This window comes from Kitasatospora sp. NPDC057692 (assembly GCF_042799475.1).
In the GTDB taxonomy this organism is placed as follows: Bacteria; Actinomycetota; Actinomycetes; order Streptomycetales; family Streptomycetaceae; genus Kitasatospora.
In genome coordinates, this window is record NZ_JBHVIV010000008.1 from 85,038 (window position 1) to 105,499 (window position 20,462).

9 protein-coding genes are annotated in these 20,462 nt (G+C 75.9%); 6 read left to right on the top strand and 3 right to left on the bottom strand.

Translation table 11 applies throughout. The annotated features are described in order from the left end of the window. Positions 1-6 precede the first annotated feature (6 nt). A complete protein-coding gene (locus ACFVFS_RS07290; protein ID WP_380621106.1) occupies positions 7-627 on the top strand; it encodes an SRPBCC family protein in 621 nt (206 codons plus the stop codon). Here the strand turns inward: ACFVFS_RS07290 and ACFVFS_RS07295 are convergent, their stop codons facing one another. The 3 genes from ACFVFS_RS07295 to ACFVFS_RS07305 form a co-directional block, all read right to left on the bottom strand. Beyond that, positions 628-3,792, bottom strand: coding sequence for an amino acid adenylation domain-containing protein (locus tag ACFVFS_RS07295; RefSeq protein WP_380621108.1), 3,165 nt, complete (start codon positions 3,790-3,792; stop codon positions 628-630). Beyond that, a complete protein-coding gene (locus tag ACFVFS_RS07300; RefSeq protein WP_380621110.1) occupies positions 3,789-9,416 on the bottom strand; it encodes an amino acid adenylation domain-containing protein in 5,628 nt (1,875 codons plus the stop codon). Before ACFVFS_RS07300 ends, ACFVFS_RS07295 begins: the two co-directional genes overlap by 4 nt. A 178-nt stretch (positions 9,417-9,594) precedes the next feature. Further along, positions 9,595-12,714 carry an amino acid adenylation domain-containing protein gene (locus ACFVFS_RS07305; protein WP_380621112.1) on the bottom strand — a complete coding sequence of 1,040 codons (3,120 nt, stop codon included), beginning with the start codon at positions 12,712-12,714 and terminating at the stop codon, positions 9,595-9,597. Positions 12,715-13,290: 576 nt separating this feature from the next. On the opposite strand from ACFVFS_RS07305, the gene ACFVFS_RS07310 reads away from it, so the two are divergent. From ACFVFS_RS07310 to ACFVFS_RS07330, 5 genes are all read left to right on the top strand, one after another. Next, entirely contained in the window at positions 13,291-16,413 is a 3,123-nt protein-coding gene (locus ACFVFS_RS07310) for a phosphocholine-specific phospholipase C (RefSeq protein ID WP_380621114.1), read from the top strand. Positions 16,414-16,637: 224 nt separating this feature from the next. Continuing rightward, positions 16,638-17,003, top strand: coding sequence for a hypothetical protein (locus ACFVFS_RS07315; RefSeq protein ID WP_380621116.1), 366 nt, complete (start codon positions 16,638-16,640; stop codon positions 17,001-17,003). Between the two features lie 271 nt (positions 17,004-17,274). After that, positions 17,275-17,649 carry a hypothetical protein gene (locus ACFVFS_RS07320; protein ID WP_380621118.1) on the top strand — a complete coding sequence of 125 codons (375 nt, stop codon included), beginning with the start codon at positions 17,275-17,277 and terminating at the stop codon, positions 17,647-17,649. Positions 17,650-17,781: 132 nt separating this feature from the next. After that, positions 17,782-18,180, top strand: coding sequence for a hypothetical protein (locus ACFVFS_RS07325; protein ID WP_380621120.1), 399 nt, complete (start codon positions 17,782-17,784; stop codon positions 18,178-18,180). Between the two features lie 60 nt (positions 18,181-18,240). After that, positions 18,241-20,430, top strand: coding sequence for an MMPL family transporter (locus tag ACFVFS_RS07330; protein WP_380621122.1), 2,190 nt, complete (start codon positions 18,241-18,243; stop codon positions 20,428-20,430). Positions 20,431-20,462: the final 32 nt, after the last annotated feature.

A 20,462-nucleotide genomic window follows, 5' to 3' on the forward strand; every position in this document is an offset into this window, starting at 1 on the left:
GCCGTGATGGGGATTCGAGCCGCTGTGATCACCGCTCCGCTGGTCGCCGCGCTGCTGTTCGGTGCCGCGGCGCCGTCCGGGGCGCAGCCCGCGAAGAGGCTCGGCTGCCGGGGCGCAGGCGTCGACCCGGCCGCGCAGGTCCGGTACCGGACGGAAGCCGTGATCGACGCTCCGCTGGAGGTGGTCTGGAGGCTGCAGACGGACGTGGACCGCTGGCCGTCCTGGCAGCGGGCGGTCACCGGCGCCGAGCGCCTCGACCACGGCCGCTTCCGAGCCGGGTCGGCGTTCCACTGGACCACCCCGGTGCCGCCCGGGACCGGGATCCCGGCCACCGGCCTGGACATCACCTCGACCGTGCGTCAGCTCAAGCAGGGCTCGTGCATCCGCTGGACCGGTCCGGCGGTCGGGGAGGGGGTGCACATCGACGGTGTGCACGTCTGGACCTTCAGCAGGGTCGCGGGCGGGGTGAAGGTGAGCACCGAGGAGACCCACACCGGGCCGCAGGTCGACGCCAACGTGCCGATGGCGACCGCGATCCTCACGGCGGGCCTGGAGGGGTGGCTGACCGACCTCAAGACCGCCGCCGAGGCGCAGGCGTCCGTCCGGACGCCTGCGCCCCGGCCTTGATCAGCCGTCCAGCCGGTCGGCGGCCTCGTCCTCGCTGAGCGCCTCGATCTCCGCGATGAGCAGCTCCTCGACCCGCGCGGCGAGCGCGGCGGCCGTGGAGAGCTCGAAGGCGTCGCGGATCGGGACGTCCAGGCCGACCCCCGCGCGGATCCGGGCGACGACCCGGGTGACCAGCAGCGAGTCCCCGCCGAGCTCGAAGAAGTCGTCGAGGACGCCGACCCGCGGCACCCCCAGGACCTCCTGCCACAGCTGGGTGACCAGCTGCTCGGCGTCGGTCCGCGGCGCCACGTACCGGCCGGCGGCGGCCGGGGCCGGCTCGGGGAGGGCGGCGGTGTCGAGCTTGCCGTTGAGGGTCAGCGGCAGGGTGTCCAGGAGGACCACCGTGTCCGGCACCAGGTAGGCGGGCAGCCGGACGGCGAGGTGCTCGCGCAGGACGCCCGGGTCCGGCTCGGCGCCGGGGGCCGGGACGGCGTACGCGACCAGCCGGCGGCCGCCGAGCACGACGGCGGCCGCGCGCAGCACGTCCGGACGGCCGGTCAGGGCGGCCTCGATCTCGGCCGGTTCGATCCGGTAGCCGCGCAGCTTGATCTGCTCGTCGGTGCGGCCGAGGTAGTCGAGGGTCCCGTCGGTGCGCCAGCGGGCCCGGTCACCGGTGCGGTACAGCGTTCCGCCCGCGAACGGGTCCTCGGCGAACGCGGCGGCCGTCAGGTCGGGGCGGCCCAGGTAGCCCCGGGCCAGGCCGGTGCCGCCGATGGACAGCTCGCCCTCCGAGCCGCGCGGCAGCAGGGCGCCGCGCTCGTCCAGCACGTACAGCCGCACGCCCGGCAGCGGGCGGCCGAGCGGCGGGCGGCGCCCGGCGTCCGGGGCACCGAGGTCGGCGGCGGTGACGATGACGGTGGCCTCGGTCGGGCCGTAGGTGTTGACCAGCCGCACCGTGTCGCCGTGCCGCTCCCGCCAGCGGGCGACGGCGTCGGCGCGGGCCTCGGAGCCGCCGAGCACCACCAGCCGCAGCGCGGTCGGCCACGGGGTGCGCCCGTCGTGCGAGACCAGCTCCTCCCAGTAGGCGGTCGGCAGGTCGAGCACGGTGACCGACGGGCCGTGCGGGCCGCGCAGCAGCTCGGGCAGGGTCCGGCCGCCGCCGGGGAGCAGGACGACGCAGGCGCCGGCGGCGAGGGCGGGCCACAGCTCCTCGGCGTGGGTGTCGAAGCCGATCGAGGCGAACTGGACGATCCGGTCCCCGGGGGCGAGGCGGTAGCCGTCGGGGCCGGCCATCCAGTCGACCCGGGCGGCCAGGGCGGCGTGGTCGACGGCCACCGCCTTGGGGGTGCCGGTGGAGCCGGAGGTGTAGAGGACGTAGGCGAGGCCGGCCCGGTCCTCGGAGTCCACCGGGTCGGCGCCGGGCAGCACCCGCAGGCCCTCGCCGCCCTCGTCGGTCAGCAGCAGGACGGCGCCGGACTCGCGGACCATCAGCCGCCGCCGCTCCTCCGGGTGGGCCGGGTCGAGCGGCAGGTAGCCCGCGCCGGCCTTCCAGATCGCCAGCAGGGCCGTCACCAGTTCGAAGGAGGGCGCCAACCGGACGGCGACCAGCTGTCCGGCGACCGGGCCGAGCCGCTCGGCCAGTTCGGTCGAGCGGTGGTCCAGCTCGGCGTAGGACAGGGCCAGGCCGTCGCACTCCAGCGCCGGGGCGTCCGGGGCGGCGGCGGCCCGTTCGGCGAAGCGGGCGAGGACGGGGCGGACCGTGGGCGGCACGTCGGGACCGGCGCCGAGGGCGAGCAGCTCGGCGCGCTCCTCCGCCCCGATCAGCCAGTCGCCGTGCAGCGGCACCGCGGCGTCCTCGACGGCGGCGGCCAGCAGCGCCCGGCAGCGGGTGCCGAGCGCGGCCACCGTCGCCGGGTCGAGGACCTCCCGGTCGAACGAGAACGAGAGCGTCAGCCCGCCGTCCGGGGTGCGCCAGCTGTCCAGCAGCAGATCGGTCTTGGCCCGCTCGAAGCCGGAGTCCATGGAGGCGGTGCGCACCCCGGAGGGCAGCGGCGCGCCGCCCTCCTCCCCGGTCAGGTCGTACTGGCTCTGGTGGACGAACACCGCCTGGTAGAGCGGCGCCGCGCCGGCCTCGGCGGGCAGGTCCAGATGGGCGGCGAGCCGCTCCAGCGGGACGTCCTGGTGGCTCAGCGCGCCCAGGGTGGCGGTGCGGACGCGGTGCAGCACGGTGCGGAAGCCGGGCTCGCCGGTGAGGTCGGCGCGGAGCACGCCGGTGCGGGCGAAGTAGCCGATCAGCTCCTCCTGCACCGCCTCGGTGCGGCCCGCCAGCGGGGTGCCGACCACGAAGTCGGTGCTGCCGGTCCAGCGGGCCAGCACGCACTGGTAGGCGGCGAGCAGCACCATGAACGGGGTGCAGCGCTCGCGCCGGGCCAGCGCGTCCAGCGCCGCCGTCAGCTCCGGGTCCAGCGCCACCGCGGCGAAGCCCGCGGGGTGCTGCGGCTCGGCCGGGCGGGGGTGGTCCAGCGGCAGCCGCAGCCGGCCGGTGCCGGCCAGCTTCTCCGCCCAGTAGCGGAACGCCGTCTCGGTGCCGCCCGCCGCCGCGCGCTCCTGCTCGGCGCGTGCGACGTCGCCGTACCGCAGGGCGAGCGGCGCGAGGCCGGCCGGGGCCTCGCCGAGCGCCTCCCGGTACAGCGCGAGCAGCTCGCGCCAGAGGATCTTGAACGACCAGCCGTCCGAGACGATGTGGTGGACGACCAGCATGAGCGCGTGCTCGTCCGGGCCGGAGGAGACCAGGACGGCGCGCAGCGGCGGGCGTCCGGCGAGGTCGAAGGGCGTGTTGACGGTGGGCCGGCAGGCCTCGGTGAAGTCCTGTTCGCCCGCGCCGGGGGCGAGTGCGACCAGGTCGAGCGGGACGGGCGCGGGCGGCTCGACCAGCTGGACGGGCGCCTCGCCGTCCAGGGCGAAGCGGGTGCGCAGCGGTTCGTGCCGGGCCGTCACCCGGTCCAGCGCGGTGCGCAGCGCGGCGACGTCCAGCGGGCCGCTCCAGCGGCGGCTCAGGTACATGTTGAAGCCGGGGTCGGCGGGGTGGAGCTGCTGGAGGAACCAGAGCCGGCGCTGTTCCTCGGTGAGCGGGTGGACGGCCTCGGCGGGGCGGGCGCCGGCGAGGATCCGGTCGGTGGTGGTCATCGGACGGCGGCCTCGGTTCCGGTACGGCGCGCGGGTGCGGCGGAGGGTTCGGCGGACACGGCGGCCTCGGCTTCGGCTTCGGCGGACGTGGCGGGGAGGGAGTCGGACGGGGGCACGGTCCCGGCGCGGGCCGAGAGGGTGGCCAGGCCGACCAGGTCGTCGGGCTCGGCGTCGGGGACGTCGCGGTCGAAGTGGCGCAGTGCCGGGACGGCCAGGCAGACTGCCACGAGCAGCGCCATGGCGAGGCCGAACAGCAGGTAGAGCAGACCGATGCCGCGGCCCTCGCCGGTGCCGATCAGACGGCCGACGGTGTCGGCCAGCGCGCCGTTCTCGTCGATCCACGGCTGGACCAGGCGCGGCCCGATCGGGGCGACGACGGCGAAACCGACCGGGAGGGTGGACCAGGCCACCATGGTGTTGACCGCGATCACCCGGCCGTGGAAGCGCAGCGGCACCTTGGTCTGCACGATGGTCGCGTAGACGCCGTTGACCAGACCCAGCGCGTACGCCATGCCGAACGCGCCGAGCGCCACCGGCCAGACGCTCGGGCGCAGGCCGGTCACCAGGCAGGCGGCGGCCAGGCCGAGGGTCGAGAACAGCACGCCGCGCAGCCGCAGCCGGCGCGGCCCGCCCCAGACCAGCAGGGTCAGACCGCCGAGCACGGCGCCGAGCCCGGCCGCGACCGAGACCCAGCCGGCGGCCGCGAGCGGGGCGAAGGAGAGCACCAGCGGGGTGGTGAGCAGGAACAGCGGGGACAGGAAGATATTGAGCACCGCGAAGAACAGCAGCATGGCCCGGAAGTGCCGGCTGCCGAGCGCCCGCCGGAACCCGGCCCGGATCTCGGCGGTGACGCTCTCGCGGCGCCGCGCGGCCATCACGTCGGGGAAGCGCACGGCCAGGGTGACGCCGGTGGCGACCACGTAGCTGGCGACGTCCATCACGAGGATGCCGCCGAGGCCGATCGCCGACAGCAGACCGACCGCGAACAGCGGGACCAGGAACTGGGCGAGGCCGAAGGCCATCTGCACGACGCCGTTGGCGCGGCCGAGGAAGCGCTTGGGGACGAGCTGCGGCACGGCCGAGTTCCAGGCCAGCCGTTGGAAGGTGAGTGCCGTCGACAGCAGCGCGATCAGCACGTACGCGTGCCAGACCTCCAGGGAGTCGGTGAGGTAGAGCAGCAGCATCACGGCCTGGGTGAGGCCCGCCGCGACGTCGCCGTACAGCATGATCCGGCGCCGGTCGCCGCGGTCCACCAGGGCGCCCGCGAGCGGCGCGGTGAGGATGCCGGGGACGAGGCCGCAGGCGGCCAGCAGGCCGAACTGGGCGAGCGAGCCGGTGGTGAGGTAGATCCACACCGGCAGGGCGAACTCGGTGAGCGCCGAGCCGATCATCGAGATCTGCTGGCCGGCGGCGACGCCGAGGAAGCGGCGCATGGTCGGGCGCACCGCGGTGGACGCGGCGGCGGGGGCCTGCGAGGCGTCGCGGGACACCCCGGCCAGCCACCAGGTGGCGCCCTCGGTGCGCCGGTGCCGGTCCTCCTCGCCGTCGGCCACCGAGCGGTGCACCGTGGTGACGATCTCGGCGAGTTCGGCGGCCCGGTACTTGAGGTAGAAGTGGCCCGCCTCGTCGAGCACCACCACACCGGTGGTGTCGCTGAGCCGGTGCCACTCGTGGTACCGCTCCTCGTAGAACTCGGTGGCCGGGTCCCGGTCGCCGCAGACCGCGTAGACCGGGGCCTTGATCCGGCCGTCCTCGCTCTCGAACAGCCGGGTGAAGTACTGCTCGGCCTCCCGGGTGCCGGTCCGCCGGTTGGCGACCATCAGCCGCAGCTGCTCGGTGCCGACCTCGTCGGTCTCCAGGCCCGCCGCCGCCAGGGCGTTGATCATGCCCTGGTCGCTGCGCAGCTTGTCGGCGGTCCGGGCCCACCACTCGCCGACGGCGGCGCCGCGGCCGCGCGGGCGGGCGAACGGGAAGATGCCGCCGAGGTGGATCGCGTCGATCTCGCGGCCCGCGGCCTCGACCCGCCGGGCGATCTCGACGGCCAGCCGGACGCCGACCCCGCAGTGGCCGTACAGGACGATGCGGCCCTCGACGTTGTCGAGGATCTCCTGGGCGCAGCCGGCCGCGACCTCGTCGACGTCCATCGCCTCCTCGCCCAGCTCGTGGCCGGGGACGGCGAGCGAGTGCAGGGCCCAGTCGGCGGGCAGCGCGTCGGCGAGCGGCTTGTAGATGAGCGCGCTGCCGCCGCCGTACGGGGCGCAGACCAGGCTCGCGCCGACCTTGCGGCCGGGCGGGGTGAGCAGGTGCAGCAGGCTGCGCGGTCCGCGGTCGGCGTGCGGGTCGCTGACCAGGGCGGCCAGCCGGCGCACGGTGGGGTACTTGAAGAGGTCCATCACCCCGACCGGGGTGGGGAGTTCGGGGTACTGGCGGCGGAGCTTGGCGACCACCTGGGTGGCCAGCAGCGAGTGCCCGCCGAGTTCGAAGAAGTCGTCCAGGGCGCCGACCCGGGGCACGCCCAGCAGTTCGGCCCACAGGGCGGCGATGAACTCCTCGGCCTCGCCCTCGGGTTCGACGAACTCGCCGCTGGCGGCGGGTTCCTCGGGCTCGGGCAGGTTGCGCCGGTCGACCTTGCCGTGGGCCAGCAGCGGCAGCCGCTCCAGGACCACGAAGCGGGCCGGGACCATGTAGTCGGGCAGGACCTCGCCGAGGGTCTCGCGCAGTTCGGCCGCCGCCGGGGCCGGGCCGCCGCCCGGGTGCTCCAGGTAGGCGACCAGGGTCTGCCGCAGCCCCTCGCCGCGGGCCAGTACGACGGCCTGGGTGATGCCGGGCAGCGCGGTGAGGGCGGCCTCGACCTCGCCGGGCTCGACCCGGTAGCCGCGCACCTTGATCTGGTCGTCGGCCCGGCCCAGGTAGTCGAGCGTGCCGTCGGTGCGCCAGCGGGCCAGGTCGCCGGTGCGGTAGAGCCGGTCGCCGGCGGCGCCGAACGGGTCGTCGACGAAGCGCTCGGCGGTCAGGTCGGGGCGGCCGAGGTAGCCGCGGGCCAGCCGGTCGCCGCCCAGGTACAGCTCGCCCGTGACGCCCGGCGGCACCGGCTGCATCGCCTCGTCGAGGACGTGGCAGCGGGCGCCGGCGAGCGGGGTGCCGATCGGGGTGCTGCCGGGGCCGGCGGCCTCGGCGGTGACCTCGTGGACGGTCACGCCGACGGTGGCCTCGGTCGGGCCGTAGTGGTTGAAGACCGCGCAGCGGCCGAGGGCGGCGAGTTCGGCGGCCCACGGCCAGGCCGAGGCCTCGCCGCCGAGCACCAGCGCCCGGCGCGGCAGCAGCCGCTCCATCGGGGCGTCGGAGCCCAGCGCGGCCAGGTGGGAGGGCGTCATCTTGAGGTAGTCGAGCTCCAGGCGCTCGATCTGCTCGGCGAGTTCGGCGCCCGCGATGCGGCGCGGCAGCAGGTGGACCCGGCCGCCGGTGCTCAGTGCGAGGTAGAGCATGGTGATGCTGAAGTCGAAGGAGAGCGACTGCAGCAGCCCGTAGCCGGCGCCCGGTTCGATCCGCAGCCGCTCCCGCACCCCGGCCAGGTAGTTGAGGATCTGGCGGTGCTGGACGGCGACGCCCTTGGGGGTGCCGGTGGAGCCGGAGGTGTAGATCACGTAGGCCAGCTGCTCCGGCCCGGAGGCCTCCTCCAGCGGCCGCGGGTCGCGCGGTGCGGGGTCGGTGTCCAGCAGCAGCGCGGCGCCCTCGTAGCCGGGGAAGCGCTCGCGCAGCGCGGAGTCGGTGAGCAGCACCCGCACGTCCGCGTCGGCCACCAGGTGGGCGAGGCGGGCGGGCGGCTGCTCCGGGTCCAGCGGCAGGTAGGCGCCGCCGGCCTTCAGGACGGAGACCAGGGCGACGGCCAGGTCGGCCGACTGCTCCAGGCAGACCGCGACCCGGTCGTCCGGTCCGACGCCGAGCGCCCGCAGCCGGCGGGCGAGGCCGGTGGCGCGCTCGTCCAGCTCGCGGTAGTCGACGGTGCGGCCCTCGAACTCCAGGGCCGGGCGGTCCGGGTGGGCGCGCGCGGTGTCGGCGAGCAGGGCGGTGAGGGTGCGCGGGCCGTCGGCCGGGTCGGGCAGCGCCGGTCCGGCGGCCCACCGCTCCAGGACGTCCTGCCGCTCGCCGGGGGTGAGCAGCGGCAGCCGGGAGACCGGCCGCTCCGGGTCGGCCACCGCGGCCGCGACCAGCAGCTCGAAGCGCTCGACCAGCTGCCGCACGGTGGCGGCGTCGAACAGGTCGGTGCGGTAGGTGACCAGCCCGTACAGGCCGCCGTCGGACTTCTCCCGCAGGTAGAAGGCGAGGTCGGTGCGGGTGGTGGCGGCCTCGTGGCCGAAGCCCTCGGAGGCCGGTACGCCGGGGGCCTCGGGGGCGGTGGCGGCGCTGCGGTCGCCGTAGTTCTGGAAGGCGAGGCTGACCTGGAAGACGGCGGAGCGGCTGACGTCGCGCTCGATGTCGAGGTCGGCCACCATCTGCTCGAACGGCACCTCCTGGTGGGTGTACGCGTCGAGGGTGGTGCCGCGCACCCGGCCCACCAGCTCGGCGAAGCCGGGATCGCCCTCCAGCCGCGAGCGGATCGGCAGCATGTTGACGAACAGGCCGACCATGCCTTCGAGTTCGCGGTGCAGGCGGCCGGCGACGGCCGATCCGATCGCGAAGTCCCGCTGCCCGGCGTGCCGGCCGAGCAGCACCTGCAGCGCGGCCATCAGCACCATGTACCCGGAGGCGTTCGAGGCGCGCGCCAGGGCGGCGACGCCCCGGCCGAGTTCGGGGCTCCAGTGGAACTCGGCGGCGGCGCCGTCGAAGGTCACCACCGGCGGCCGGGGCCGGTCGGTGGGCAGTTCCAGGGCGGGGACGTCGCGCAGCTCCTCGCGCCAGTACCCGCGGGAGCCGGCCAGCGCCTCGCCGGCCAGCCGCTCGCGCTGCCAGCGGGCGTAGTCGCCGAACTGCACGGGCAGCTCCGCCAGCCCGTCCGGGGTGCCGTGCGCGTGCCGGGCGTAGAGCGCGTCGAGCTCGCGGTGCAGCAGGTCGAGCGACCAGCCGTCGCTGACGATGTGGTGCATGACCAGGGCGAGCACGTGCTCGTCCGGGGCGGTGCGCACCAGCAGGGCGCGCAGCAGCGGTCCGGCGGCGAGGTCGAAGGGCTCCGCCACCCGCGCGCCGAGCTCCCGGGCGGCCCGGGCGGCCGGGTCCGGGTCGTCCTCGGCGTCGACGAACTCGGCCGCGCACGGCGCCGGTTCGGCGATCCGGACCTGTGCGGTGCCGTCGGGCGTGGCGGGGAAGGACATCCGCAGCGCCTCGTGCCGGGCGAGCAGGTCGGTGAGGGCGGCGTCGAGCGCGGCGCGGTCGAGCGGGCCGCGCATCCGGCGGGCCGGGGCGAGGGTCCAGGCGGTGGAGCCGGGGGCGAACTGGTCCATGAACCAGAGCCGTTCCTGGCCGCTGGAGAGCGGAACCCCGGCGCCCGGGGGCCGGGCGGGGACGGTGTTCGCGGGGGTCGGTCCGGAGGCGTCCGCGGAGCCGGCCGCGGCGGCGCGCAGCCGCTGGGCGAGCAGCGCGCGCTTGGTCGCGGACAACCCGGCGGCGGGGTCCTGGAGGTCGGTCATCGGGTGTTCCATTCGGCGCACGTCAGGGCGGTGGGCACCGTGCCGTCGGGCGGGGTCGCCGCGAGGCCGGGCCGCCGCGGGGAAGGGGAGGCGAGGGCGCAGGGAGGGAGACGCGGGAGCAGGGAGACCGCGGGGCGCGGGGCGCGGGCGGCGCGGGGGTGTCCGCGCCGCCCGCGGGTCAGCGCAGTTCGCGGACGGCCGCGGCGATGCCGAGCGGGGTCGGGGTGGCGAAGAAGACGTCGAAGTCCAGCTCGACGCCGAGCAGGTCGCGGATCCTGGCGGTGATCTGGATGATCGTCAGGGAGTGTCCGCCGAGTTCGAAGAGGTCCTCCTCGGGGCCGAGGTCGGGCAGCCGCAGCACCTCGGACCAGATTCCGAGGACGGCGGTGAGCACCTCGTCCCGGTCCTGTGTGTCGACCGGTGCGGCGGCGGCCGTCTCGGCCGGCACCGGTGGGACGGGCAGCGCGCGCCGGTCCAGCTTGCCGTTGGGCGTCAGCGGCAGCCGGTCGAGGACCAGGAAGCGCTGCGGGACGGCGGCGCCGGGCAGCTTCTGCTGGAGGAAGGCGCGCAGCTCGGCGGGGGAGGGGGCGGCGCTCCCGGCGGCCGGGACGAGGTACCCGGCGACGAACGGCTCCTCGCCGTCCTCCTCCCGGTGCACCGCGGCGGCGGCCTCGGCGAGGGCCGGGTGGGCGAGCAGCGCGGACTCGATCTCGCCGAGCTCGATCCGGTGGCCGCGGATCTTGACCTGGTCGTCCAGCCGGCCGAGGAACTCCAGTTCGCCCTCGGGGGTCCAGGCGACCAGGTCGCCGGTGCGGTAGAGCCGGTCGCCGGACGCGCCGAAGGGGTCCTCGACGAAGCGCTCGGCGGTCAGCTCGGGCCGTCCGAGGTAGCCCTCGGCGAGGCCGTCGCCGCCCAGGTACAGCTCGCCCGGCACCCCGATCGGCAGCGGCCGGCGCCGGGCGTCCAGCACGTGGGCGCGGGTGTTGGCGATCGGCCGGCCGATCCGGACGGCCTCCGGGGCGGCCGGGAGTTCGGCGCAGGTGGACCAGATGGTGGTCTCGGTCGGCCCGTAGACGTTGAGCAGCCGGTCGGTGCCGGCCCGCAGCTGCCGGGCCAGCGGCAGCGGCAGGGCCTCGCCGCCGACCAGGCCGGTGAGCCCGGACGGCAGCGGCCCGGCGCCGAGCAGGACCCGCCAGCCGGAGGGGGTGGCCTGGACGTGGGTGACGCCCTCGCGCTCGACCAGGGCGCGCAGCCCGGGCCCGTCGACGGCCAGGCCGTCCGGGGCCAGCACCAGCCGCCCGCCGGTGGTCAGCGGCAGCAGCAGTTCGAGGGCGGAGATGTCGAAGGAGAGCGAGGTGAGGCCGAGCCAGACGTCCCGGGGGCCGGAGCCCAGCCGGTCGGCGAAGGCGGCGAGCAGGTTGACCAGCGCCCGGTGGCCGATCTCCACGCCCTTGGGGCGGCCGGTGGAGCCGGAGGTGTAGAGCACGTAGGCGAGCCGGCCGGGGGCGGCCCCGGCCGGGGCGGGCGCGTCCCCCGCCGCCGGGAGGCGGAGCACGGCCGGGGCGGCGGCGGCCACCTCGGGCGCCGGCTCGCGGTCGGCCAGCAGCAGGGCGGCGCCGGAGTCGGCGAGCACGAAGGCCAGCCGCTCGGCCGGGTAGCCCGGGTCCAGCGGCAGGTAGCCCGCGCCGACGGCGTGCACGGCGAGCAGCGCGGCCGGCAGGTCGGCGGTGCGGGCGAGGTGCAGGCCGACCAGGTCGTCGCGGCCGATGCCGGCCGCGGTCAGCGCGCCGGCGAGCCGCTCGGCGCGCTCCAGCAGCTCTCGGTAGGTCAGCCGCTGCTCGCCGGCGACCACGGCGGGCGCGTCCGGGGCGGCGGCGGCCTGCTCCCGGACCAGGTCGAGCACGGTCCGCTCGGCCGGGTAGGCGCGCGCGGTGTCGTTCCAGGCGGTGGTGACCAGGCGCTGCTCGGCGGCGTCGAGCAGCGGCAGGTCGCCCAGCGCCGTGCCGGGGTCGGCCGCGGCGGCCGCGAGCAGGGTGGCGAGGTGGCCGGCGATCCGCCGGGCGGCGGGCGCGGCGAGCACGGCCGGGTCGTACTGGAGGGAGAAGTCGATCGCCCCCGCGTCCTCGACGGCCTGCAGGTGCAGGGTGTTGCGGGCCGCGTGGTGGAAGACCGCCCAGTCGACCCGGGTCGCGCTGCCCGGGAAGGCCGGCTCGGCGGTGGTGCGGCGGCGGTAGCCGAAGGAGACCGGGGCGAGCCCGGCCCGGGGGGTGAGGCCGGGCACGGCGGTGCCGAACGGGACGGCGCGGTGGGCCGAGACCAGCCGGACCTCGTCGCGCACGGCCCGGGCGTAGGACGCGAAGCCGCCGTGCTCGTCGGTGCCGGCCGGGGCGTACACGGGCAGCTCGTTGACGAACAGCCCGATCTCCGCGGGCTGCCCGGGGCGGCGGGTGCCGAACGGGACGGCGACCGGGACGGCCTCGCCGCCGTAGCGGTGCAGCAGGCCGTGCAGGGCGGCGAGCAGGAACTCGAAGACGGTGACCCCGGCCTCCCGGGCGGCCCGGGCGACGGCGGTCCGGCCGGGGCCGTCCAGCCGCCAGGTGACGGCCTCGCCGGGGCCGGCGTCGGTGGTGGCCCGCGCGCCGCCGGGCAGCACCGGGTCGGTGGCGGCGGCCCAGCGGGGGCCGTGGAAGGCGGCGGCGGCCTCGACGAGGGCGGCGTCGGGCTGCCGGGGGGCTTCGGCGGCGGTCACGGCCGCGGCGGGCGCCTCACCCGCGAGGGCGGCGGCGTACCCGGCGGCCAGGTCGGCGACGAGCACGTCCTTGGAGTTGCCGTCGAAGACCGCGTGGTGGGCCACCACCAGCAGTTCGGCGCCGCCGTCCGGCCGCTGGTGCAGGGTGAACCGGGCGAGCGGCCCGGTGGCCAGGTCGAAGGGGAGGGCGAGCTCCTCGGCGAGCCGCTTGGCGAGCGCCTCGGCGCTGTCGGCGGCCGTGTCGAGGACGGTGAGGGCGGGCGCCCGGCCGGCGGGTATCCGGTGGACCACGCCGTCCCGCTCCACCAGGGCGGACCCGAGCGCGGGGTGCCGGGCGGCGGTGGCGGCGACGGCGGCGGCCAGCGCCCCGGTGTCGATCCGGTCGAAGGCGAGGCGCAGGGCGAGGTGGAAGACCTCGGGAACGTGGGTGAGTCTGCTGGTGAGCCAGATCCCGTGCTGGGCGGGGGAGGCGGGCCCGGTGGCGTCCGTCGCTCTCGCGGGTTCCCCCGCGGCGGAGGCGGGGTCGGGCCGGTTGGGGGAGTCGGACATGCTGTGCTCGATTCGGGAGTCGGAGACGGAGCTGCGGGGCACCCGTCCGAGCGGTGTCCGTGGCGGCGCGGACGCGGCACGGCGCGGTCGGACGGCGCGGCTGCCGAAGGGTGGCCGGCCCGCCCCGCGGACCGGTCGGCAGGACGCCGAGGCTCGGCCGGGCCCGACTCCCAGGATTCCCCCCTGAAGCGTCAGGCGATCCGATCCTCTCCCCCGTTCGAAGATCATTGGCCTGGACCTGCCGAGAGATTTCCACAGACCACATGCCTCGTCAAGGGTTGTCCACGACCTGGCCGGTGCCTGCCGACGGTTCGTCAACTACCTTCCTTTTCCGGGATTCCCGGGAATTTGAAGGAGTGCCGTCAAATGCCCTGCGGAAGGCGCTGTCAAGAGTGTTGCGCCGGGTGTCGTCGAGGGTCGCGGGTCTGGGTCAAGTTGTCTGTACAGCTCGGGGTTCACTGTCCGTCATCGACGCGCCATCGAACCCGCCGCTCCCGTCCATCTGGGGCCCGTACACATAACGGGTCTGGACCAAAGCGTCCGACCACCCCCGCTTTGTACAAGGAGCCACCCCCGATGAGTCCGAAGCCCGAACTGTCGCGCCGCACCCTGCTCGGCGGCGCGGCGGCGGCCGCCGTGCTGTCCGCCCTCCCGCTCAGCGTGCGCGAGGCGCTCGCCGCGCCGGCCCGCCCCGGCCGGCTGGCGGACATCCAGCACGTCGTGGTGTTCATGCAGGAGAACCGCGCCTTCGACCACTACTTCGGCACCCAGGCCGGCGTCCGCGGCTTCGGCGACCGCACGGCGGTGCGCGGCGTCAACGGCCGCTCGGTCTTCCACCAGCCCGACCCCAGTCGCAAGGAGGGCTACCTGCTGCCCTTCGCGATGAACGCCGCCCACACCAACGCCTACCAGCAGGGCGCCCCCGCGTTCGGCTTCGTCGACTCGATGAAGGCTTGGAACGACGGCCTCGCCGACGGCTCGGTCACCCGCCGCTCCAGCGGCTGGCTCGGCCAGGGCTACTACGAGAGCGCCGACATGCCCTTCTACCACGCGCTCGCCTCGGTGTTCACCACCTGTGACGCCTACTACGCGTCGGTCCAGTGCAACACCAACACCAACCGCGACCACTTCATGACGGGCACCAGCGGCGGCACCGTCCGGGACACCCCGGTCACCGACAACACCGAGATCCCCGGCGGCTACGAGTGGACCACCTACGCCGAGCGCCTGGAGAAGGCCGGCGTCAGCTGGAGGACCTACCAGGCGCTGGACAACTTCGACGACAACGCGCTCGCCTGGTTCACCCCCTTCGTCAAGGCCAAGCCCGGTGAGCCGCTCTTCGAGCGCGGCATGCGCGCCGTCGGCGACCCGGCCAAGAAGAACGACCCCTTCGCGATGGGCGACGCCCTGGTCGAGGCCTTCGCCGCCGACGTCCGGGCCGACACCCTCCCGCAGGTCTCCTGGATCGTCGCCCCCGCCGCGCTCTCCGAGCACGCCAACTACGCGCCGCCGAACGGCGAGCACCTCACCGCCCGGCTGCTGGCGGCCCTGGCGGCCAAGCCCGAGGTGTGGCAGAAGACCGTCTTCATCCTCAACTACGACGAGCACGGCGGGTTCATGGACCACCAGCTGCCGCCCGTCCCGCCGCTGGCCGCCGGCCGCGGCAAGTCCACCGTGCCGGTCGACGGCGAGGTCGTCGTCCGGGTGGGCAAGGGCGGCTCCAGCTACCACCGCGTGGTGAGCCAGGACGGCAAGTACCGGGTCAGGGCCGCCGACGGCTCGCTCACCTGGTCCGACACCCTGCCCGCCGGCGAGACCCTGGTCTCCGGCCCCTACCCGATGGGCCTGGGCGTGCGGGTGCCGATGGTCGTCGTCTCGCCGTGGACCCGCGGCGGCGTCGTCGACTCCACCGTCTACGACCACACCTCGGTGCTGCGCTTCCTGGAGCAGCGCTTCGGCATCCAGGAGCCCAACATCAGCCCCTGGCGGCGCTCGGTCTGCGGCGACCTCACCAACGTCTTCGACTTCTCCGGCCGCGACCCGCGCTGGCCCGAGCTGCCGGACACCAGCGGCAACCGCCAGAAGGTCACCGACACCGGAAAGCTGCCCGCGCCCACCGTGCCCAACCCGCAGGTCTTCCCGCAGCAGGCGCGCGGCACCCGGGCCGCCCGCCCGGCCCCGTACAACCTGACGGTCAAGCCGCGCCTCAAGGGCGACCAGCTGACCGTCGACTTCATCAACCAGGGCAAGCAGGGCGCCGTCTTCGCGGTCTACCCGGAGCCCGGCACCCCGCCGCGCCACTACACCGTCGGCGCCAAGTCCCGCCTCTCCGACGTCTGGACGGTCGGCCGGGACGGCTACGACCTGCGCGTGCACGGCCCCAACGGCGCGCTGTGGCACCTGCGCGGCACCGTCGACGCGCCCTACGAGATCTCGCTCTCCGAGGAGCGCGACGGCAAGGTGCTGGAGGTGGACGTGATCAACCGCTCGCGCACCGCCCAGACCTTCCTGGTCGGCGACCTCGCCTACGGCGACGGCCTGCGCGAGGTCAGGGTCGCCGCCGGCGACGACAAGACGGTCAACGTCAAGGTCGGCCCCGAGGGCTGGTACGACGTCGCCGTCGGCGTCCGCGGCGAGCTGGGCTTCCGCCGCCGGATCGCCGGGCGCTTCCCCTGGGACGGCGAGCACCTGCTCACCGACCCGGCGATGGGCCTGGCCGACCCGCTGGCCGTGGACGTCGCGCTCAAGGCCGCCTCGACCACCATCGACGAGGCGATCCTGCTGCCCGGCCGCCCGGCCCGGGTCACCGCCCGCTTCACCGCCACCACCGCGCTCACCGCGCTGGAGGCGCAGCCGGTCGTCCCGGCCGGCTGGACGGTCGCCGCCGTCACCGCCGCGCCCGCCTCGCTCGCCGCCGGGGCCACCGCCACCGCCGAGTGGGACGTCACCCCGCCCGCCCAGCTGGCGGACGGCGCCACCCACCGCGTCCTGGTCACCGCCCGGGCGCAGGCCGGCGACCGCTTCGCCGTCGCCGACGGCGAGCTCGCCGCCCGCACCGCGCCGGTGATGGCCGGCCACCTGCTCGGCGAGGACTTCGAGTCGCTGGCCGGCGCGCTCCAGCCGGTCGGCGGCGTCCTCGGCTGGACGCCGCAGGCGCCGCAGGGCTGGTCGGTGGTCAACGCGCCGGGCATGCCGCAGGGCACCACCCGCCTCCAGGGCTGGACCTTCCACACCAAGCGCGAGTGGTCCAACCCGGCCGGCCAGGACCGCGGAAACTTCACCCGCGGCCTGGGCATCCTGGCCGTCGCCGACCCGGACGACTGGGACGACACCGGCTCGCCGTCCAAGAAGGGCGTCTTCGACTCGACCCTGGTCTCGCCCGCCGTGCCCGTCCCGGCCGGCGTCACCACCCTGTACCTGGGCTTCGACTCGCACTACCGGCAGGAGGCCCCGCAGAAGGCCGCGGTCACCGCGGTGTTCGACAACGGCACCGAGACCCGCCTGGTGTTCTACAGCTCCGACGCCACCGGCAACGACAATGCCGGCAAGGACGTCCAGAACACCTTCGTCGCCAAGCAGTTCGCCGTTCCGGCGGGCGCCCGCAGCGTGACGCTCAAGTTCCGGATGTACGACGCCGGGAACAACTGGTTCTGGGCCGTCGACCACATCCGCCTGGACGCCAAGCCGATCACCGGCTGACGCCCCGCCGCACCGCCCGGCCCGCCCGCGCCCCCGTTCCCGGGGCGCGGGCGGGCCGTCGGCACTGCGGGGAGGAGCCCGGGCCCGCCGGTGGGCCGCCGATTGCCGCGAACGCGGGGCGCGCCCCGCGGCCGGACCGGAAAGTCACTGTCCGTACCGATGGGGGTGCCGGTAGGAATGGGTGTCCGGCGCGGACCGCCCGCGCCGCCGAGAGGAGCCGCACCGTGTCCCGTCTCCGTGCCTCCGTCCTGGCCGTCGGCTGCGCCGCCGCCGCGCTCGTGCTGACCGCGACCACGGCGCACGCCGCCCCCGGCGACACCCAGAACGTCTGCGGGAGCCAGCTCACCCCCAGCGGCTGGGTCGACATCCAGTGGTGGAACGAGTACAACTGCGGGTCGACCTTCAGCCCCAACGCGAAGAGGATCGAGCAGGTCGACGGCCTGCCGATCGGCACCGTGCTCAACGTCTGCGCCTCCGCGCTGCCGCCGGCCGGCTGGGTGCAGCTGTCCGAGTTCTACAGCAGCAGCTGCCGGTACTCGGTCAGCCCGAGCTTCAACAACAACTCCTGGCAGATCAAGCGCGTCTCCTGACACCGGTACGCGCCCGCGGGCACCGTGCCGACGGCCCACCGGTCCACCACCGGTGGGCCGTCGGTGCGTTCCGGGTCAGGTCAGGCCCGACCGGGGGCGCTGCGGGGCGCGCATATGCCGGAAACAAGTGCGCCGGCGCACTGTCAACAGGCGCGAACACGTCGCGCACCCCGGCGCACCGGACCGGAAAGTCACTGTCCGTGTACATGTTCACACCGGTAGGAATGGGTGGTCGGCGCGGATCGCCCGCGCCGCCGAGAGGAGCCGCCCCGTGTCCCGCTTCCGTGCCGCCGCCCTGGCCCTCGGCTGTAGCGCCGCCGCGCTGACCCTGGCCACCACCACCGCGACCCTCGCGCACGCCGCCCCCGGCGACACCCTGAACGTCTGCAGCAGCCAGCTCACCCCCACCGGCTGGGTCGACGTCCAGTGGTGGAACGACCTGAGCTGCTCCTCGACCTTCAACCCCAACAAGAAGCAGATCAAGGACATCGCCGGGCTGCCCGTCGGCACCACGCTCACCGTCTGCTCCTCGACCTACCAGCCGGCCGGCTGGGTGCAGCTCTCCTCGTTCTACAACAGCAGCTGCCGCTACTCGGCCGTGCCGAGCCTCAACAACAACGCCTGGCAGATCAAGCGCGTCTCCTGACACCGGGACACACCCGCGGGCAGCACGCCGACGGCCCACCGGTCCCGCACCGGTGGGCCGTCGGCGCGCCCGGCCCCGGCGGCGGACAGACTGGGTGCGCCCTGTCCGCCGCCCAACCGGGAGACCACCGCCATGCACCAGCGCCTGCTGCGCCTCACCGGTGCCGCCACCGCCGTCTACGGAGTCGCCGTCACCCTCCGGCCCGCCCTGCTCGCCCGCCCCTCCGGACTCACCGCGCCCGACGGCTCGGTGCCCGCCCCGGTCGCCGCCTGCCTGCGCCCGCTGGCCCTGCGCGACGCGGCCTGCGGCCTCGCCATGGCCCTCGCCCCGAACGACGCCGCGCTGCGCACCGCCACCGCCGTCCGCATCGCCTCCGACCTCGGCGACGCCGCCCTGCTCGCCACCGCCCTCCCGGCCCGGCGGCACCGGGTGATGGCGGTCGCCGTCTCGGTCGGCTGGGGCGCGCTCTCGGCGGCAGGGCTCCTGGCCCGGCCGCGGGACCGGGGTCTCTCCACCCGTGAAGTCTCTTGACCATCGAGAGATATGATCCGGGCTGTCCGCACCCCGCCCCATCCCGGAGGGCACCCCGCCATGCCCGCTGACCGTCCCGCCCCCGCCGCCCCACCGGCCGCCCCGCCCGCCCGGCGCCGCCGCGCCCGACTGCTCGTCCCGCTCGCCCTGCTGGTCGTCTGGCTCGGCCTCGGCGGCGCCTTCGGCTCCTACGCGGGCCGGCTCGGCGAGGTCGCCACCAATGACCGGGCCGCCTTCCTGCCCCGCAGCGCCGAGTCCACCGAGGCCGCCCGGCTCGGCGCCGACTTCCGGTCCGGCGACGCCCTGCCGGTCGTCCTCGTCTGGGAGAGCCGCACCGGCCCCCTCGACGACACCCGCCGCGCCGCCGCCGAACAGGCCCTGCGGGCCGCCGCCGCACTGCCCGGTGCCACCGGACGCGTCTCGCCCGCGATCCCCGCCGCCGACGGCCGCGCCCTGCAGGGCGTCGTCCAGCTGCGCGCCGACCTCGGCCGCGAGACCGGCGACACCGTGCGCGCCGTCCGCGCGCTCGCCGAAGGCGTTCCCGACACCACCGTCGGCCTGGCCGGACCCGCCGCCATCCTCGCCGACCTCGGCGGCGCCTTCGCCGGCATCGACGGCCTGCTGCTCGGCGTCGCCCTCGGCGTCGTCCTGCTGATCCTGCTCGCCGTGTACCGCGCCGTGCTGCTGCCCCTGCTGGTCATCCTCGGCGCCGTCTTCGCCCTCGGCGTCGCCTGCGCCCTGGTCTACCTGCTCGCCGACCACGACCTGGTCACCGTCGACGGCCAGGTCCAGGGCCTGTTGTCGATCCTGGTGATCGGCGCCGCCACCGACTACGGCCTGCTGCTCTCCGCCCGCTTCCGCGAGGAGCTGCACCTGCACGGCGACCGGTTCGCCGCCATGCGCACGGCCTGGCGGCAGTCCGTGGAGCCGATCACCGCCTCCGGCGCCACCGTCGCGCTCGGCCTGCTGGTGCTGCTGCTCTCCGACCTCACCAACAACCGGGCGCTCGGCCCGGTCGGCGCCATCGGCATCGGCTGCGCCGTGCTCTCCGCGCTCACCTTCCTGCCCGCCGCCCTGGTGCTGGCCGGGCGGGCCGCCTACTGGCCGGCCCGGCCCGCCGCCGACGGCCGGGCTCCGGTGCACGCCGTCTGGGCGCGGGCCGCGGCGCTGGTCGCCCGCCGCCCGCGCGCCCTGTGGGCGGGCAGCCTGGCCGTCCTGGCGGCGCTGGCCGCCCTCGCCCCCGCCCTGGACGCCGGCGGCGTGCCGCAGAGCGAACTGTTCGTCAAGGCCCAGCCCTCGGCCGCCGGCCAGCGGATGCTCTCGGCGCACTTCCCCGGCGGCAGCGGCAACCCCGCCGTGGTGATCGCCGCCGCCGACCGCTCGGAGGCCGTCACCGAGGCGGCCGCCGCCGTCCCCGGCGTGGCCGCCGTGCGCGCCACCACCGCCGGGGCGCCGGGCGGCACGCCCCTGGTCGTCGACGGGCGGGTCCGGCTGGAGGCCACGCTCACCGATCCGGCCGACAGTGACCAGGCGATCGCCACCGTGCACCGGCTGCGGCAGGCCGTGCACGCCGTCCCGGGAGCGGGCGCGCTGGTCGGCGGTTACACCGCGCAGCAGGAGGACACCCGGACCACCGCCGCGCGCGACCGCACCCTGATCACCCCGGTGGTGCTGCTCTGCGTGCTCGCCGTCCTCGTCCTGCTGCTGCGCTCGCTGCTCGCCCCGGTGCTGCTGGCCGCCACCGTCGCGCTCTCCTACCTGGCGACGCTCGGCGTCAGCGCGGTGGTCTTCCCGCACGTGTTCGGGTTCTCCGCGGTGGACCCCTCGGTGCCGCTGTACGGGTACGTGTTCCTGGTCGCGCTCGGGGTCGACTACAACATCTTCCTGATGACCCGGGTGCGCGAGGAGGCGCTGCGCTCCGGCACCCGGGAGGGGGTGCTGCGGGGGCTCACCGCCACCGGCGGGGTGATCACCTCGGCGGGCGTGGTGCTGGCCGCGACCTTCGCCGCGCTGGGCGTGATCCCGCTGGCCTTCCTGGCCCAGATCGCCTTCATCGTGGCCTTCGGCGTGCTGCTGGACACCCTGCTGGTGCGCTCGCTGCTGGTGCCCGCCCTGGTCCGGGACCTCGGCGACCGGGTCTGGTGGCCGGCCCGAGCCGGGCGCGCGGTCGCCCCTCGCCCGGCGCCGTCGGAGCCGGATCCGGCTCCGGATCCGGAGCCGACCGCCGGACGCGTCGGTCCGGGGGCCTGAGCGCGCCCGGCACGCCGGGCGGGTGGACGGCG

What these genes read in the sequence shown, in the direction of transcription:
- ACFVFS_RS07290 (WP_380621106.1), top strand. Translation starts at nt 7, where the DNA reads ATGGGGATTCGAGCCGCTGTGATCACCGCTCCGCTGGTCGCCGCGCTG.
- ACFVFS_RS07295 (WP_380621108.1), bottom strand. Translation starts at nt 3,792, where the DNA reads ATGACCACCACCGACCGGATCCTCGCCGGCGCCCGCCCCGCCGAGGCC.
- ACFVFS_RS07300 (WP_380621110.1), bottom strand. Translation starts at nt 9,416, where the DNA reads ATGACCGACCTCCAGGACCCCGCCGCCGGGTTGTCCGCGACCAAGCGC.
- ACFVFS_RS07305 (WP_380621112.1), bottom strand. Translation starts at nt 12,714, where the DNA reads ATGTCCGACTCCCCCAACCGGCCCGACCCCGCCTCCGCCGCGGGGGAA.
- ACFVFS_RS07310 (WP_380621114.1), top strand. Translation starts at nt 13,291, where the DNA reads ATGAGTCCGAAGCCCGAACTGTCGCGCCGCACCCTGCTCGGCGGCGCG.
- ACFVFS_RS07325 (WP_380621120.1), top strand. Translation starts at nt 17,782, where the DNA reads ATGCACCAGCGCCTGCTGCGCCTCACCGGTGCCGCCACCGCCGTCTAC.
- ACFVFS_RS07330 (WP_380621122.1), top strand. Translation starts at nt 18,241, where the DNA reads ATGCCCGCTGACCGTCCCGCCCCCGCCGCCCCACCGGCCGCCCCGCCC.